This window comes from Pigmentibacter sp. JX0631, from assembly GCF_029873255.1.
Lineage (GTDB): Bacteria > Bdellovibrionota_B > Oligoflexia > Silvanigrellales > Silvanigrellaceae > Silvanigrella.
In genome coordinates this window covers 1,664,200-1,680,941 of record NZ_CP123622.1, presented here as the reverse complement: position 1 = coordinate 1,680,941, position 16,742 = coordinate 1,664,200, and the positions used below count along the sequence as shown (strand labels likewise).

Below are 16,742 nucleotides of genomic sequence, written 5' to 3'. Positions count from 1 at the left end.
CAAGTGGAATTACCTAGAGATTTCTCTTTTTTACCCCCTGCTGTAAAAGGGTATTCAAGATAATTTCACTTGTATCAGGAATACTTTTAAATAACTCTATCGTCTTTGTTCTAGCCTGACTAAGACGAATACTAGGATGTTGGGTTGAGTCACTTCCCTTCTCTTTCAAACTAACCCACTGAACAAGAAATTGAAACATCTCATTTGGGTTTTGGAAAGAAATAGCTGCTTCAGAATTCACCAAATCAGCAGCTTCTCTAGCTCTATGAAAAGAATTTCCTAGTAATACCGGCACTGCATGTGCTGCCGCTTCCAAAACATTGTGAATTTGCCCGTCAAATCCACCTCCAATAATGGCAACATCAGCCACTTCATAAATTTCTGCTAAATAGCCAATTTTATCAAAAATAATGACTTCATATTGGCTAAGAAAATCAGCTAAATAATGCGCATTATACTTTAAATTATAAACATTATAATTTTTATTTATTTGATAATTTTTATCCATCTCTAAGTCATATTTTAAATTAAAATTCGTATTATTTTCTTCAATTAAATTACTTTTTAGAAATTTAACAATTTCTGAATAAAATATTACTTTACAATTTTTTTCTTCAAATTCTTTTTTTATTTTTCCACAACTTTCTTCTTTTACATCATGCGGGACATAAATTATAAAATATTCATTTAATAAGCTTGTTAGTAAGATTGATATATGATGCTCCTCTTTATGAGGAGAACCAAAAACAATACATTTTTTTTGCATAAGCTTTTTTTGATCTAAACAAAAAGAAAAAAAACAAGAAAAATCATACTCTAGTTTTTTTTCTGATAATGAATTAGCCCTTTCAAAAGCCCTTGCCCATTTAGCATCACCAGCTAAATACACATTACTATTTGCATTTATTTTAGAAAAATATTTAAAATCTTCTTTTGAAACCGCGAAAATATTATCTATATTTTTATAATATTTTTTATTCCATTTTGCACTAAAATATCCAAAAATTCCATTTTTAGTCTTCTTTTCAGAAGCAGATAATAAATTAATTTGAAGATAATTCATTTTACTTACATAAAACAAAGATGGCCATATGTCATAGCGAACAAAAAATATTTTTTTTATGTTCATTTTTTTTATTGCATATATGTAAATTTTACGAATATCAATTGGTAAGCCGAGGGCCACAATTATATTTGGAAAATTCTTCAAAAATGGTTCTGCACTAGGCGAATAGTAAGTAACAAAAAATTGAACATTTAAATCTTTAGATAATTTTCTTGCCACAGGTATAGCTTGTTCCATTTCTCCAGCACTTGCTACATGGAACCAGTATATTTCTTTTCCACTTTCAACTTTTAAATCTTTAATTTTTTTAAGAAAAATTTCAGAATCTCTTAAATAAACAAATCTTCTAAATTTTTTATCTTTTATAAAAAAATAAAAAATTTTTAAAATATATAAGATTATTTTTTGACACATTTCATAAATAAAAAACACTTTAACTCCAAGTAATTTAAATTAATTCATCTTTGTTCAATAGGAATATAAGGAATATTAGTTTCACCATTATAATTAGAAAGCGGACTATAAACTCTATTATTTTGTCGTAATTCTAAAATATGCGAACACCAACCAACCATTCTAGCTGCAGCGAATATTGCCGAATATAATACAGGATGTATACCAAGTTTTTTATAAACAGAACCACTCCAAAAATCTACATTTACAAAAATAGGTAACATTTTTTCTTTAAAATACTTTCTTGCTTCTTCTTCTATTTGGTTTAAAATTTTTAAATCACTAGTTTTTTCTTCTTTAGCTGTTAGCTGGGTTAAAAGATCTTTAAAAATAATTGCTCTAGGATCAACTGTTTTATAAACTCTATGCCCCATACCCATAATTTTCCCACCAGAATGCAATAAATTTTGAACAAATAAAGAAACATTTTCACTTTGTTTAGCTTTTTCTAGCATTTCTAAAGTCAAAACACTTGCCCCACCATGTAATGAACCACTTAAAGCGCCGACTGCCGCACTTGTTGCTGAATAAAAATTTGCTAGTGTTGAAGCAACTGTTCTTGCAGTAAAAGTTGACGGATTAAACCCATGATCCATTTGTATTATAAGAGCTATTTCCATACATCTAGTTTGATTTTTAGTTGGAATTTTTCCAAATAACATATAAATAAAATTTTCAACAAAAGATAAATCCGATCGAGGTTCTAATAAAGGAACACCTAAATAGTGCCTATACGCTGCAGATAAAATAACTGGAGTTTGAGAAATAATTCTCATTACTTTTTCAATATAATTTTCTTCTTCTAAATATTCATCTTCCCTATCAATGCATGCTAATGATGCTAAACAGGTTTGTAAAACCAATAAGGGATTAGAATATTGAGGGAATTCTTCTATAATCCTTATTACTTTTTCTTGTGAATGGGACATGTTACTTAGTCCCCATTGAAAACTATCTAATCTACTCTTTGTGGGTAGTTTTCCAGTTAATAATAGCCAAGCAGTTTCTTCAAAAGTAGCATGCGCTGCTAATTCTGCTATATTAATACCTCTATAAAATAATCTTCCGTTAATACCATCAACCCAACTAACACTAGTTGAATCAGCCACCATATCTCGCATATTATATTTTAAATCGTCGTTTTGCTTTGTAGGCTCTTGATGACTCATAGCAAACTACCTCAGTTTTTTTGACCATTTCACTCAATTTTGCTACCAACTTTAACATTGCTCGAAGTTAGTTTTGAGCTGTACTCGTTGTGACATAACAGCACTTTAAGAGGATTAAAACAAAATGGATATTTTGCAACTTGAAAAACCCCTCCAAGAACTCTATAATAGAATATCTGAACTTCGAATTGCAGCTCAACAATCCTCAATTTTACTTAACAAAATAGATGATACCAAAGAATTAAATGAAGAAATTTGTATTCTTGAGAATAAATTTGAACTTCTTGCAAAAGAAATTTATTCTAACTTAACTCCATATCAAATCACCCAGCTCTCAAGACATCCAAATAGACCATATACTTTGGATATTGTGAATCAATTATGCACTGATTTTATTGAACTCCATGGAGATAGAAACTTTGCTGATGACCAAGCAATTGTTGCCGGGATAGGCTTATTTAGAAATAAAAGAGTCGTGATCATTGGGCATCAAAAAGGACGTGGCACCAAAGAAAACATGAAAAGAAATTTTGGCATGCCCAAACCTGAAGGATACAGAAAAGCATTACGCATCATGAATCTTGCAGAAAGATTTAATCTGCCAATAGTTACTTTTATTGATACACCTGGTGCATATCCTGGAATGGATGCAGAAGAAAGAGGACAGAGCGAGGCTATTGCTAAAAATATTATGGTTATGAGTAGGTTATCTGTGCCTATCGTCTCAGTTGTTTTGGGTGAAGGAGGAAGCGGAGGCGCTCTGGCATTAGGTGTGGCAAACAAAGTTTTCATGATGGAATATTCTACTTATAGCGTGATTTCTCCTGAAGGTTGTGCATCAATTTTGTGGAAGGATGGCAGTCAAGCTGACAGAGCTGCAAATCTTCTTGGCTTAACTGCAGATGTAGCCTTAAAAAACAAAATTATTGATGGTATTATCAAAGAACCTCTTGGGGGATCGCATTGGAAAGCAAAAGAAACGATAGAAACCATTGGTGATACTCTTGAAAAAAACCTAAATTTATTACAAAAAATGTCAAAAGAAGAATTAAAGCTTGATAGAGTCAGAAAATATATGCAGATTGGTTCATTCGATAACGCATCACCTATTTCCAAAATAGGTACGGAAAAGCCAATAACAAAATCCTGGGATGAATCTTGGGAAGAGGTTGAATCCTCACTTGGCCTTTAAATGAGGATACCATGTTAGAATTAGAAAATAATTTTAGTGAGAATAAATTGAAAGTAATAACAATTGATGGCCCTGCGGGTTCAGGAAAAAGCTCAGTTGCAAAAATTGTAGCTCATAAACTAGGTTGGATTTATGTTACAACTGGTGCAATTTATCGAACATTAGCATTACTTTTTCATGAATCAAATATGAAAATAACTGACGTTGAGCATATTGAACGTTTTATTTCTTTTATTTCTGAAAGATATAGACAAGAATCATCAACTGGAAAAGTATTTATTGGTGAAAGAGAAATTTCTCATGAAATAAAGTCACCATTTGTTTCAGAATTATCAAGTATTCTTGCACAAGAAGACTTTATAAGGAAAAGACTTCTTCCTATTCAAAGAAGGGTTGTTTTAAATAATAGTGGAGCAGTTGTTGATGGTAGAGACATGGGAACCGTTGTCTTTCCTGATGCTCCTTTAAAAATATTTTTGACAGCTTCAGCAGAAGAAAGAGCTGAACGAAGAAAAAAAGAACTTTCGCAAAATGGTCAAAATGCTGACATTAAAGAAATTTTAAGAGAAATACATGAAAGAGATGAAAGAGATTTAAATAGAACACTTTCTCCATTAAAACCAGCAAACGATGCTTTTTCTCTTGATTCAACATGTTTTTCACAAGAAGATATTGCTAATAAAATATTGCAATTGGCTGTTCAAAAAGATTTAATCATTTCTCGTGAATTTTAATTAAATTCGGAAGGCAATTTAATGGATAACGCATTAACTTCAACAAAAATAGATTGGCTATCAATAGTAATGAATGGCGGCCCAGTAGGACTCGCTGTAATGCTTTTATTAGCTATTATGAGTATTTGGGCTTGGGCAGTTATTATTGGCAAAATGAAATCGTTAAGCAGTATGCACAGTTTATCTGAAAGATTTTTAACAAGTTTTTGGGAAGCCAAAAGCCTATCTGAGCTAAATCTTAAAGTTAAAGATATGGATTACAGTCCAGCAAGAGAAGTATTTCGCTCTGGTTTTAATGAAATGATAAGAGTTCTACAAACTCGTGAAAAAAGAAATGCCAGCGGACCAATCTCTTTTGATACAGTTAAAAGAACACTTACAAGACAAAAAATGCTTGAAGAAGCAAATTTATCAACTAATTTAAGTATTCTTGCTGTTTGTTCTTCAGCAGGACCTTTTATTGGATTATTTGGAACAGTTGTTGGTATTATAAGAGCTTTTCACGATATTGGAGCTAGCGGCGCTTCTAGTTTAGCATCAGTTGCTCCTGGTATTTCTGAGGCTTTAATTGCCACAGCACTCGGTTTATTCGTAGCTATACCAGCGGTTGTTTTTTATAATATTCTTTTAAATAGAATAAGAAAACATTTGGTTTTATTAGATGGATTTTCTTCTGATTTTATTAACATTTTAGAAAGACATTATACCATTAAATCAGACAACGAAAGTGCTTAAAAAGGACTAAATAATATGTCTTTTCAAATTGATAATGACACAGGCTCATCAGAAAATAGAAGAAAAAGTCATTTTATAGCTGAAATTAATATGACACCTTTTGTTGATGTCTGTTTAGTTCTTTTAATTATTTTTATGGTAACCGCTCCTTTTGCTATATCTGGAGTTAATGTTCAATTACCTAAAACGTCTCAATCTAAACCTTTATCAATGTCTAGTGAAAGCTTAGTTTTATCTATAAATAAAAACGGCGATTATTATATAGGAAAAGAGTTTATTAAAGATATAAATCTTGTTACAGTATTAAAGAACTCAACTAAAGATAAAGAACATCCTTCAATTTTTATTCGTGCTGATAATGGTGTTCCATATGGAAAAGTTATGGCAGCTATGACTGCAGCCCAAAAAGCTGGTATAGAAAGAATAGGAATGGTTGGCGAAAACAAACGTGATAAAAAATGAATGATTATAAAAATATACATTTAGATTTGAAATCTTATCGTTTTCCTGAAGTCGATGAAAAAAACATGATCAAATTTAATAAATCGACTTATTCTGCGAAAGCAAATATTTACTTTTCTAATCCTGATAAAGCTCCTTTTATCGATCATTCTTTTTCAGGCCCAAGGTACATAAAGATTAATGAATTACCTTTAAATAAAAGAATAAAACAACCATTAATTGATATAAAGTCTAACTCTTTTAAAATTCCTTTTTTATCCCCATTAGAAATAAAAGGATATTATAAAACTGGTCAATTTTACTTTTTAATTGCTCTTGTCGTTCATTTTCTTTTTGTTTCATCCTTTTTTATCTCTGCTTATGTTTCAAAAATAACCGAAGAAAAACCTGAAATTGTTGAAGTAACTTTTGGCTTAAATGAAAATGCAGCACAAACTGTACAAAATACAACTGACAAAAATGAAGGTGAAACTGAAGCAACAAAAACTATTAGAGAACTCCAACAATTAACAAAAAATATAGCTCCTGATACCTCCCCTAATTCTGAAGAAAAAAATGAAGCTATTGACAATCCAAATAGTGATCTGGTTTATAGAGAAAATGATCGAAAAAAAGTCGCAGAAAAAAAAGATCCTAAAGAAAAAATGGACAAAGATAAACCTATTGGCCCCCTACCCGATCAAGATAAACAAAAAGTAAAATTAGATGATTTTTTAAAAAGAAAAGAACTTGATACAAGAAAAGAAAGTACAAAAAAAGCAGATGGTATTAGAGAAAAGAATTTGGCAAAGCCTGAAGGTGCGAAAATTGAAAAAAACGCTATTCCAAAATCCCCTTTCGCTTCCCCTAGCGACATACCGGATAGTCCTTTTGCCGAAGCTCCATCTGGGGTTTTAGAAGGAAAGGTGAGTAGCATCAGCTATAATAGTTATAAAGCTTATATTGGTAGGCAATTAAAGCAAAACTGGAGCGTTTCAGAAGGAAGTAGCTTTAATCCCGCTTTAAAAGCAAGAATAGAATTTACTGTCAACCCTTATGGTCATCTTATTGGAAAACCAAAAGTTGTAAAATCTAGTGGTAATAAAGAATTTGACCAATTAGCATTAAGTGCCGTTGAAAGTACATTTCCATTGTCTCAACCTCCACCTAAGGACATAAATCCACCAAAAAGCTTTGAAGCAATGTATACTCCTAAAGATGTTCGTTAAAAGGATTTACTATGACCAATTTATTTTCTAATAAATTTATTTATTTTATTTGTGCTTTAACTTCATTTAATTTGTCATTTTCTGTTTATTCTCAATCAGATTCTTCATTTAATCTTAAAGGAAAAACCAGTTCCTTTGAGACAAATCAAAAAGACCCTGTAAATAAAAACGCAACAAAAAATACCAAAAGAAATTTAGAAGGTGAAGATCTTGTTTCTGAAGGAAAGTTAGATAATACGATAGATGTAGGGGCTCCCAGTGTAAAAAAAATAAGAATAGCAATTCCTTCTTTTCAAAGTACAGACAAAGCAGTACCTATTTCAAAAAATGATTTAAATAACTTTACTAAACGAATGAATTCAATCCTTGGATTTACAAATTGGTTTGAATTTATTCCAATAGAGTCATTTCCAAAAACAGCAAATATTGCTTTACAACCATTTCAAGCAGCCCAATGGAAACTTTTAAAAGCTGAATATGTAATTATTGGAAAATTTACTCCTGCAACTAGTGCAAATAAATTTAATATTGAATTCAGGCTATTTGATGTAAAATCACAAAATCAATTAGTAGGTAAATTATATACTAATTTAAATATGAAAACAGCTGATATAGCACTAAAAAGATTTGGAGATGTTCTTGTAGGAGCATTAACTGGAACCCCAGGCCCTTTTATGTCGCAAATAGTTTTTGTTGGAAAAAGGCAAGCATCAGGATATGGTCAAATATTTATTGCTGACTTTGATGGTGGAAATCTTAAACAAATAACTAATAATGGAGCGGTAAATATTAGTCCAACTTGGGCAAAAGATGGTTCAAAAATTACATACACTTCTTATAAATCTGGTAAACCCGAAATATACAATTTTGATCTTATATCAAAACAAGAAAGTAAACTTGTAAGTAACATACAAAATAGTTCTGGTGCTTCATGGTCTCCTGATGGAAATACAATTGCTTTTTCTGCAAGTACACCAGCAGGAGCAACACACATTTTTACGATGAATAAATTTGGAGGTAACAAAAAGTTACTTTTAGATACTAGCCAAATTGAAGTGGAGCCCGCATTTTCACCTAATGGTAAACTATTAGCTTATACAAGTACAAAATTTGGAAAACCAATGATTTTTATTAAAGATTTAGTGTCTAACGAAACAAAACGAATTACTTACGCAGGTTGGTATAATGCATCTGCCAGCTGGACACCAGATAGTAAATCTATTGCTTTTGGAAGTTATGATAGAGATATTGATCGTTGGGATTTATTTAAAATTGATGCTGATGGCAACAAAATAGAACGCTTAACGTTAAATCAAGGTGACAATGAAAAACCAACTTGGTCTCCTGATGGCAGATTTATTATTTTTCAATCCGATAGAACTGCCAAAGGAGCAAGAAATGGACCAAAAAAATTGTATGTTATGAATAAAGACGGCGCTTTCCAAAAAGCATTAGATATTCCTTTAATAGAAGCAAAGCAACCATCTTGGGGCCCCTCCTTAACAGAATTTGAAGAAGAATAATTTCTTTTTATACTTCTATTCATTTAGCAAAAAACTAAAAATATTGAAAATTTTATAGAATATTAATAAATGCAAGTAGTATTTTGTTCATTTCGAAAATTACATTCTTAAACCTTAAAATATTTCTTAATGAACAAAATAAAAAAAAAATGTTAACAAATTATATTTTTGGAGACTTTCTTGAATCTTGTAAAACCGTTTCTATTTCTTCAATTAATGTCTTTACCAATTTTATCTAGTTGTATTTCCTCAGTTGGTTCTATTGATAAATCTTTGCCCTACTCTCAAAATTATAATTCTATTCAAGAGACCAATTTAAAAGTTGAAAGTGTTCAAAGAGATTTTATTTGGACACCTTGTAATATATTAGCTGAAGATATTATTAATGATTTAAAGATGAGAGCAAAAAATGCTGGCGGAGATACCATTACAAATGTTTTGTTTTATAAAGACGGAATATTTATGTCAGACATTCCTGTCTGTGAAAAACAATTTGGTTGGTTCTTATTGTATTTTGTTCCAGGTTTAGGTCCTTGGGCGCAAGTAACAAGAGCAAATGTTTCAAGATATATTCATTCAAACAATAAAAGTAATTACCTAAATAAAAGTAAAAATACTACGTCAAACTGCGCTTCACTCGTTACAGGTAGTAAGGAAAAATTAGTATGTGGCGATTCAAAAGATAGAGTTTTAGAAAAATGGGGAAATCCTACTTTAGCTTCGCCATCACAAGGTCAGTGGCGATATGATTCTTGTATTATTGAGTTTTTAGATGGAAAATTAAACAATTATGGTGGTCAGTGTGATTTTTCAAAAATTTCTAACGACTCATTTACAAGTAGTCGGATTGAATTAAGTCAAAATGATAGATCAATTCATGAACTAAATACAGAATTAAAAAATTGCTTAAAAGTTGATATAGGAGAAACATTAGAAACAACATTAGCTTTAATGGGAAAACCTAATTCTATGGAAAGGAATGATGTTTCTTTAAGTAATAATAAGTGTCTTGAAAACTTTGCAAACCCAAAATTTTCATTAAAATGTAGTGATACAATTATGAGTTATTTATATTCAAAAAACCAAAAAGAGTGCAAACTTTATCTCAAAAATAAGAAAATTTTTTATATCGATAAAAACTGTCCTATTTCATGTAGTTTATTTGAATAATTCTAATTTTTTTTGTTTAATGCTAAAGCTTCATTAAATTCATTATTAAGGTCTTCAATTAAGTTTGCTACAGACTTTATCTTCTTAATTTTCCAAACGCTTTGTCCACACCAGAGTGATAAATATTCATCTAAATTATTTTTATTTGCAAATCCACGTAATTCTTTTGTAAAAAAATTCTGCACAGGAAATTTAAATTTAGTTCCTTTTTTTGTTTCTAATTCACTAATTAATGTATTTATTTTGCCTCTTGCTTTTTTACCTGAAACTTTATCTGTTAATATTGTTTCATGCGCATGACAATTTAATAAAGCTTCTTTATATTTAAGGGATATTCCACTTTCTTCTGTTAATAAAAAGGCAGTGCCTATCTGACAAGCTTTAGCTCCTAATATTTTTGCTGCCAGAATAGATTTACCACTAACTATTCCACCAGAAGCAATAATTGGTAAGTTTAAATTCCCAGTTAATTCTTCTAAAAGGGAAATTAAACCTATTTCATCATTAATTTTATGATTTAAAAAAGAGCCTCTATGCCCACCAGCTTCTACTCCTTGCGCAACAATGGCATCTAGTTTAGAATTTTCAATTAATTTTGCTTCAATTATATTTGTTGCCGTTCCAATTAAATATGTAGAACTTTGTTTTAGCATATCTAAATATTTCTTATCAGGTAATCCAAAAGTAAAACTTACAAATTGAATATTATGCTTAATAATTATATCTAATTTTTTTTCTATTTCTTCGTCTAAAATAACTTCAGAGTACAAACTATTTTTATGAAACCCTAATTCTTTTTCAATATTAATTATATTTGCAGGTTTTTTTGCTTTAATTAATTTTTCTCTGTCAATAATAAATAAATTTACACCAAATGGTTTTTTAGTAAGCTTTTTTGTTTCTATAATTTGTTTTTCTAAATCATCTGCTGATAGATATCCCGCAGCTAAAAAACCAATTGCACCGTTATTTCCAACAGCTGAAACAAGTTTAGGACACGATCCTCCACCTGCCATTGGAGCTTGAATAATAGGAAACTGAATATCGAATTTTTGGCAAAATTCATTACTAAAAATTTGTGGCTTATTTACTTTTCCCATAGGATTTATTTAAAGCCTCCATAGCAAACGCTCTGTGACTAATTTTATTTTTATCTTCTAATGTTATACTTGCAAATGAAAGATTTTTAAATGCATTCGAATAAAATTGAGAGTCATATCCATGACCTGCACCAGGAATAAGATTTTGTTCAAGATTGGAGACTTCCCCACAACAATAGCCAAAATAAATATCTACTAAATTTTCTGTTGGAAAAGAGGGATGAAAATCATTAAAAGATAACTTAGAGGTACTATAATCACCTATATTTGATAAATTTACCGATTCTAATAGTTTTCTTTCAAAACTTTCTAAGGAAGAATTTATAAATTGTGATGCTTGAATAAATGAATTATTTTTTATGAAAGAAAATTTTTCTAGATCATGAATTTTTATTTCAAATAAAAAGCAAACAAAAAAAGCTTGTAATCTATATTCATTATCATTTGTTAAGTTTACAATTTTATTAATTTCACTAGAAAGTTTTCTTCTATTATTTGTATCACTGCGTGGTAATCCACCAAAAGTTGCTGAATGCACTCCCGGCAGAAAGCCTAATTTAGGCACACATAGTCCAGAATCATCAACTATAATCGATTTTATTTCACGGACTGATTTTAAATCTTTATTTGTATATAGAAACTCTAAGGCTTTATAAAGTTTAATAAAAGCATTTGTACTAAATAAATCAGAGTCTTCATCTGCTTCTGGCAAATTCTTTTCGGTAATTTTTGCTAACTCTGATAATCCAATGATTTCTTCTTTCGATGAAATCATATTTTTAAATTCGGATAGTTTTCCAGAATTACCTGTAAATATTAAAATGCTCATAATTAATTTTTATCTTACTTAGACAATGTCTTTTTGACCAGATTTTTCCCAATCTTCTAAAAACTGGGATAAACCTTTTTCAGTTAAAGGATGTTTATATAATTGTAAAAGAACTTTATAAGGAATTGTAGCTATGTCCGCTCCAGCAATAATAGCATCGGTTACATGCCGTGGATTTCTAATGCTAGCAGCTAATATTTTTGTCTCCACTTTATGAGCAGAATAAAGTTCTTTTATTTCTGATATCAAGCGAATTCCTTCTTCACCAATATCATCTAATCTGCCTATAAAAGGAGAAACATAAGTTGCACCTGCTTTTGCAGCTAAGAGCGCTTGGCCAACACTAAAACATAAAGTTACATTTGTTTTAATCCCTCTCCCAGTCAAAGCTTTACAGGCTTTTAAGCCTTCTTGTGTTAAAGGTAATTTAATAACAATACTATTAGCAATTTTGGCAAGTTCTTCGGCTTCTTTTAACATTCCTTTGGCATCAGCTGAAATAACTTCAGCTGATACAGGGCCAGGTATTATATTAATTATTTCTAAAAGAATACTTTTAAAATCGTGCCCTGATTTTGCAATTAACGTAGGGTTTGTTGTTACACCATCACAAACACCAAGTTCAGCAACAGCTTTAATTTCATTAATATCAGCAGAATCAATAAATATTTTCATAATATCTTCCAATTTAATTAATATGAAGTAAATACTGGATCACTTTGGCTAACACTAAATTTAGAAAGATCAGAAGTCAAAAAATTCGCACAAAAAACTTTTGGTTTATTTGCTGTTGGATTTAAATCAACACATGATTGAGATCCAGAACCTGGTTTAAAAGAATAAACAGATAGTTTTGTAGGATCGGCTGACTGTAGTAGGTTCGGGAAAATGTTGTAATATCTACTAGCCGATGTAAATGTGTAAGGATTTGCTGTTAACCAAGAAGTTTCGCGTCCCATTGCTCCCACCATATTCGTCGATCTAGCCCAATATGGTCGACAAGTATTTCCTCCAAAATTTAGAACTCCCAAATTTAAAATACCTGAAGGCGTAGAATCAAAAAGGTTATTTTCGGCGGCATTTTGTGCGTTTGTCGTCCGTGAATAGATAAATGGAGAAAGGGGGCCTTTATTTTGTAGATTTGAACCTTGCTGATTAATCCAAGGTTTAACAGTAAAAGTAGTAACTTTATTGTTTATATCAATTACTTGATAATTAGCTATGGATTTAAAATCAGTTTCGCCGGTTGTAATTGCAGCACTAGTTCTAGCAGGTTTTATATCTGTTACTATATTAGACTGTAAAATATCTAATCCACTTATACCAATGACTTCATTCCCCAAACCACCTTTTCCGCCATCTGCAGAAAGATCATTTGCTCCATTAGTACCATTTTTTACTACAAATAAGGTGTTATCACCTAAAATACTATTTTGGTTATTAACAGCAGTTGCTGTAGAAGTGTAACAACTTGAAACTCCATTTCCATTATTTGTTGTATTTGCCCAATAGGAGCTCCAAAAATTAGTTTGAAATGCAAAAGAATTTAAATCAGAATCACTTGTATTGTTTGGCGCTTTTATGGTTTTTCCATTTGTTAATGAATTATAAGGCATAACATTTTGGTTCCATGCTAAAGGAACAAAGTATGTAGAGTTATTTACACCTACACCAGCTAACAATTCAGGCATATTCACAACAGCCATAGATACAGTACGTAAATCGGAAGTTGTTGTGCAAGGAGAACCATTACAAGTTGCTCTTGTATTTCCCGCCGCAGAAAAATAAGTTAAAGCATCTGGCAGATAAGGAAACGTATTACTACCACTACTATAACCGCCCATAGATCCTGTTGGAAAAGCAACAAATAAATCTAAAGAACCTCCTACATAAGTAGGAGCAGAATACCCAAAAGTATATTGTACACCATTATTTCCATTATTAGTTAATAATGAATCTGATTTTGGTGCCAATGATTTTTTATCATTTACTCCATAAGAAAGCATCATTAATAAATTAGTATTAGTATAGTTTTGATCTACTTGTGCTAAAAATGTTCTTGCTGGAATATTTCCATTTGTACCATCATCATTGGTAAATGAATTTATTGTACCATAAACATAATGATTAGTATCACTATTTCTTTGAAAGAAATTTAAATTTTTTACCGCTTGTTTTCCACCAGCATTATCTAAAGTTAAAGTTAAATTACTTATTGCAGTTGGATTATTCAAGTTACTATAATTATAAAATAGAATATTTGTAGTTTTATAAGTACCATCAAATGATACTGCGACTAATTTTTTATCTTTTGCTACAGCAATATCTGAAGCATGCGTTGGAATAGACAAGGAATTCATTAAAGTATAAGCACCAGTAGATGAATCGACAGAATACAATTGTATACTTCCATCCCTATATGCATTATTTGCTACTGTGTTTAGCAATAAAAAGTGAGTAGAATCTAGAGCAACCAACTTCCCCGGAAAAGAAATATTGTTTCCAATTTTAGGTGGAAGAGGTCTTTTACTACATGCTAAAAAAGAAAAAATTATAAAAATATTTAGTACACAAAAAAAATTTCTTAATGTTTTTTTAATTTTCATTTTACTCGACTTCTTCAGAAGAATCTAAATGTGTTACAGGAGTTTCATCAAATTCGCTTGGAGTTGAAACGGAAACTATTTTTTCTCCTTCTAGAATACGCATTAAGCATACGCCTTGGGTAACTCTGCCCATAATTCTTAAAGAAGACACAGCAATTCTTAAAACTCTACCCGTATTTGTTGTTAACACAATGTCTGAGTCTTCGGCAACAGGCATCATACTGATCACTTTGCCATTGCGTTCACTTATTTTTATAGTTTTAACGCCTTTTGCGCCCCTACTTGTTTTGCGATACTCGTCGAGCTTACTCCGTTTCCCATAACCATTTTCTGTTACAACAAGTAAGCATTTTTCAGGTTGTACAACCTCGGCAGCGACAACGTAGTCTTTTTCATCTTCATCAAGAGTGATGCCTTTAACACCTTTCGCAGTTCTACCCATTGAACGCACGTCATCTTCATCAAAGCGAACGGCTTGACCATTGGCAGTGGCAATTATTATTTCATTTGTTCCTGAAGTAATTTTAACTGAAACAAGTGTATCACCATCTTCTAAAGTAACAGCCCTTAAACCGCCTGCACGAATATTTGAAAAAGATGATAATTCAGTTTTCTTAATTGTTCCTTGTTTTGTAACCATCAGAATATGATTATTTTCAACAAATTCTTTTACTGGCAACATAGCAGTAATTTGCTCGTTGCTTGACATAGTCAATATTTGATTGATTGATTTCCCACGTGCAGTAGCAGAAGCTTCAGGCAATTCATAAACTTTAAAGCTATAAACTTTACCAAGATTTGAGAACATTAAAACATAGTCATGTGTATGTGCGTGGAATGTAAATTTCACAGCATCATTTTCTTTTAATGCCGCTCCTGTTTTTCCTTTTCCTGCTCTATTTTGTGTTCTAAATTCGTCTTGATTTACTCTTTTTATATAGCCAGAACTGGAAAAAGTAATAAACACATCAGCTGGTGGGATAAGACTTGCAATATCTACGTCTCCGGCTTCAGTTACAATTTCAGTTCTCCGTTTATCACTATGCAAACTCTTTAAATTTAAAAACTCTTCTTTAACAATAGCTCTTACTCTTTCAGGCTTACTCAAAATATCTTTTAAATCAGCAATGATTTCTAGAGTTTCTTGATGTTCTGCAATAATTTTTGAACGTTCTAAGCCTGTTAATTGAACTAAGCGCATGTCTAGAATTGCAGTTACTTGCTTTTCTGAAAGAGAATATGAAGAAATTAATTTTTCTTTTGCATCTTCTCTGCTTTCAGCGCCACGAATAACAGCTACAACTCGATCAATATTATCAACTGCTATTTTTAAACCTTCTAAAATATGCAAACGATCTTCGGCTTTGCGTAAGCGATAATTAGTTCTACGCGTAATCACTTCAAGTCGATGCTCTAAAAAGCATTCTAAAGTGTCTTTAATATTTAATAGCTTAGGCACACCTCTGACTATGCAAACCATATTTACGCCAAAGGAGTCTTGTAAACGTGTTCTTTTGTATAAATGATTTAAGATAACTTCAGCATTTTCACCTTTTTTAATTTCAATGACGACCCGAATTCCTTCTTTGCTACTTTCATCACGGATATCTGAAATACCTAGAATTTCTTCTTCTTTCACTAATTCAGCAATTTTTTCAATCCATGTAAGCTTATTCACCTGATAAGGCAATTCAGTTACAATAATTTGCTCTTTACCGCCTTTTGTCGCTTCTACAACTGCTTTACCACGGACTACAATGCTACCGCGCCCTGTTCTATAGGCATCTTGAATACCTTTTAAACCACAAATCATTCCATAAGTCGGAAAATCTGGTCCTTTAATATAATGCATAAGCTGTTCAATAGTAGCTTTAGGCTTTTCGAGCAAATGTAGCAATGCTTCAAGAACTTCACCAAGATTATGAGGAGGAATATTGGTAGCCATTCCCACAGCTATCCCGCTTTGTCCGTTAATCAATAATTGAGGTAACACGGTGGGCAGAACGAGTGGTTGAACTTCACTATTGTCATAGTTAGGACCAAAATCTACTGTATCTTCTTCAATATCAGCCATTAAAGCTTCAGATATTTTTGCAAGACGAATTTCTGTATAACGCATTGCCGCAGCCGAGTCGCCGTCGATAGAACCAAAGTTTCCTTGACCATCAATTAAAGGATAGCGCATAGAAAAGTCTTGAGTTAAGCGTACCAAAGCACCATAGACAGCTGAATCACCATGAGGATGATACTTACCCAGAACATCACCGACAATACGTGCCGATTTTTTAAATGGCTTATTATAAACATTATTTTGTTCGTACATGGCATATAAAACTCTTCTATGAACCGGTTTCATACCATCACGAACATCTGGCAAAGCCCGACTTACTATTACGCTCATGGCATAGTCTAAGTAAGCGTTTTTCATTTCATCATTAATATTAGCAGAAAGCACACTTGTTTTTTCTAGTGACATATTTTTTTTCCAACTTTTT

General features: G+C 31.4%; 14 protein-coding genes. 7 read left to right on the top strand and 7 right to left on the bottom strand.

Going from position 1 to position 16,742, the window contains the following annotated elements:
- Window positions 1-13 precede the first annotated feature (13 nt).
- Window positions 14-1,498, bottom strand: coding sequence for a glycosyltransferase N-terminal domain-containing protein (locus QEJ31_RS07330; RefSeq protein WP_280593132.1), 1,485 nt, complete (start codon window positions 1,496-1,498; stop codon window positions 14-16).
- 26 nt (window positions 1,499-1,524) lie between these two features.
- A complete protein-coding gene (locus tag QEJ31_RS07325; RefSeq protein ID WP_280593131.1) occupies window positions 1,525-2,688 on the bottom strand; it encodes a citrate/2-methylcitrate synthase in 1,164 nt (387 codons plus the stop codon).
- A gap of 124 nt (window positions 2,689-2,812) precedes the next feature.
- On the opposite strand from QEJ31_RS07325, the gene QEJ31_RS07320 reads away from it, so the two are divergent.
- The 7 genes from QEJ31_RS07320 (at window position 2,813) to QEJ31_RS07290 (ending at window position 9,712) form a co-directional block, all read left to right on the top strand.
- Complete coding sequence (locus QEJ31_RS07320; protein ID WP_280593130.1) at window positions 2,813-3,880, top strand: acetyl-CoA carboxylase carboxyltransferase subunit alpha; 1,068 nt, start codon at window positions 2,813-2,815, stop codon at window positions 3,878-3,880.
- An 11-nt stretch (window positions 3,881-3,891) separates the two neighbouring features.
- Entirely contained in the window at window positions 3,892-4,614 is a 723-nt protein-coding gene (gene cmk, locus QEJ31_RS07315; RefSeq protein WP_280593129.1) for a (d)CMP kinase, read from the top strand.
- 21 nt (window positions 4,615-4,635) lie between these two features.
- Window positions 4,636-5,349: a MotA/TolQ/ExbB proton channel family protein gene (locus QEJ31_RS07310; protein ID WP_280593128.1), complete on the top strand. Its 714-nt coding sequence runs from the start codon at window positions 4,636-4,638 to the stop codon at window positions 5,347-5,349.
- A 15-nt stretch (window positions 5,350-5,364) separates the two neighbouring features.
- Window positions 5,365-5,811: a biopolymer transporter ExbD gene (locus QEJ31_RS07305; protein WP_280593127.1), complete on the top strand. Its 447-nt coding sequence runs from the start codon at window positions 5,365-5,367 to the stop codon at window positions 5,809-5,811.
- Window positions 5,808-7,019, top strand: a complete 1,212-nt coding sequence (locus tag QEJ31_RS07300; protein ID WP_280593126.1) for a cell envelope integrity protein TolA — start codon at window positions 5,808-5,810, stop codon at window positions 7,017-7,019. Before QEJ31_RS07305 ends, QEJ31_RS07300 begins: the two co-directional genes overlap by 4 nt.
- 11 nt (window positions 7,020-7,030) lie before the next feature.
- Window positions 7,031-8,542: a hypothetical protein gene (locus QEJ31_RS07295; protein ID WP_280593125.1), complete on the top strand. Its 1,512-nt coding sequence runs from the start codon at window positions 7,031-7,033 to the stop codon at window positions 8,540-8,542.
- 180 nt (window positions 8,543-8,722) lie between these two features.
- Window positions 8,723-9,712 carry a hypothetical protein gene (locus QEJ31_RS07290; RefSeq protein WP_280593124.1) on the top strand — a complete coding sequence of 330 codons (990 nt, stop codon included), beginning with the start codon at window positions 8,723-8,725 and terminating at the stop codon, window positions 9,710-9,712.
- A gap of 2 nt (window positions 9,713-9,714) precedes the next feature.
- Here the strand turns inward: QEJ31_RS07290 and QEJ31_RS07285 are convergent, their stop codons facing one another.
- Genes QEJ31_RS07285 through gyrA form a run of 5 tightly spaced genes read right to left on the bottom strand, consistent with a single transcriptional unit; the run spans window position 9,715 to window position 16,723 of the window.
- Window positions 9,715-10,812 (bottom strand): nitronate monooxygenase, encoded by a 1,098-nt coding sequence (locus QEJ31_RS07285; RefSeq protein ID WP_280593123.1) that lies wholly within the window; start codon window positions 10,810-10,812, stop codon window positions 9,715-9,717.
- On the bottom strand, window positions 10,796-11,641 hold the full coding sequence (locus QEJ31_RS07280; protein ID WP_280593122.1) for a non-canonical purine NTP pyrophosphatase: 846 nt from the start codon (window positions 11,639-11,641) through the stop codon (window positions 10,796-10,798). Before QEJ31_RS07280 ends, QEJ31_RS07285 begins: the two co-directional genes overlap by 17 nt.
- 18 nt (window positions 11,642-11,659) lie before the next feature.
- Complete coding sequence (fsa, locus tag QEJ31_RS07275; RefSeq protein ID WP_280593121.1) at window positions 11,660-12,316, bottom strand: fructose-6-phosphate aldolase; 657 nt, start codon at window positions 12,314-12,316, stop codon at window positions 11,660-11,662.
- 17 nt (window positions 12,317-12,333) lie between these two features.
- Entirely contained in the window at window positions 12,334-14,247 is a 1,914-nt protein-coding gene (locus tag QEJ31_RS07270; protein WP_280593120.1) for a hypothetical protein, read from the bottom strand.
- A 1-nt stretch (window position 14,248) separates the two neighbouring features.
- Window positions 14,249-16,723, bottom strand: a complete 2,475-nt coding sequence (gyrA, locus tag QEJ31_RS07265; protein WP_280593119.1) for a DNA gyrase subunit A — start codon at window positions 16,721-16,723, stop codon at window positions 14,249-14,251.
- Between the last annotated feature and the right edge of the window lie 19 nt (window positions 16,724-16,742).

Excerpts from the sequence above, each read along its gene's own strand:
- QEJ31_RS07325 (WP_280593131.1), bottom strand. The coding sequence starts at position 2,688 with ATGAGTCATCAAGAGCCTACAAAGCAAAACGACGATTTAAAATATAAT.
- QEJ31_RS07320 (WP_280593130.1), top strand. The coding sequence starts at position 2,813 with ATGGATATTTTGCAACTTGAAAAACCCCTCCAAGAACTCTATAATAGA.
- cmk (WP_280593129.1), top strand. The coding sequence starts at position 3,892 with ATGTTAGAATTAGAAAATAATTTTAGTGAGAATAAATTGAAAGTAATA.
- QEJ31_RS07310 (WP_280593128.1), top strand. The coding sequence starts at position 4,636 with ATGGATAACGCATTAACTTCAACAAAAATAGATTGGCTATCAATAGTA.
- QEJ31_RS07305 (WP_280593127.1), top strand. The coding sequence starts at position 5,365 with ATGTCTTTTCAAATTGATAATGACACAGGCTCATCAGAAAATAGAAGA.
- QEJ31_RS07300 (WP_280593126.1), top strand. The coding sequence starts at position 5,808 with ATGAATGATTATAAAAATATACATTTAGATTTGAAATCTTATCGTTTT.
- QEJ31_RS07295 (WP_280593125.1), top strand. The coding sequence starts at position 7,031 with ATGACCAATTTATTTTCTAATAAATTTATTTATTTTATTTGTGCTTTA.
- QEJ31_RS07285 (WP_280593123.1), bottom strand. The coding sequence starts at position 10,812 with ATGGGAAAAGTAAATAAGCCACAAATTTTTAGTAATGAATTTTGCCAA.
- QEJ31_RS07280 (WP_280593122.1), bottom strand. The coding sequence starts at position 11,641 with ATGAGCATTTTAATATTTACAGGTAATTCTGGAAAACTATCCGAATTT.
- fsa (WP_280593121.1), bottom strand. The coding sequence starts at position 12,316 with ATGAAAATATTTATTGATTCTGCTGATATTAATGAAATTAAAGCTGTT.
- QEJ31_RS07270 (WP_280593120.1), bottom strand. The coding sequence starts at position 14,247 with ATGAAAATTAAAAAAACATTAAGAAATTTTTTTTGTGTACTAAATATT.
- gyrA (WP_280593119.1), bottom strand. The coding sequence starts at position 16,723 with ATGTCACTAGAAAAAACAAGTGTGCTTTCTGCTAATATTAATGATGAA.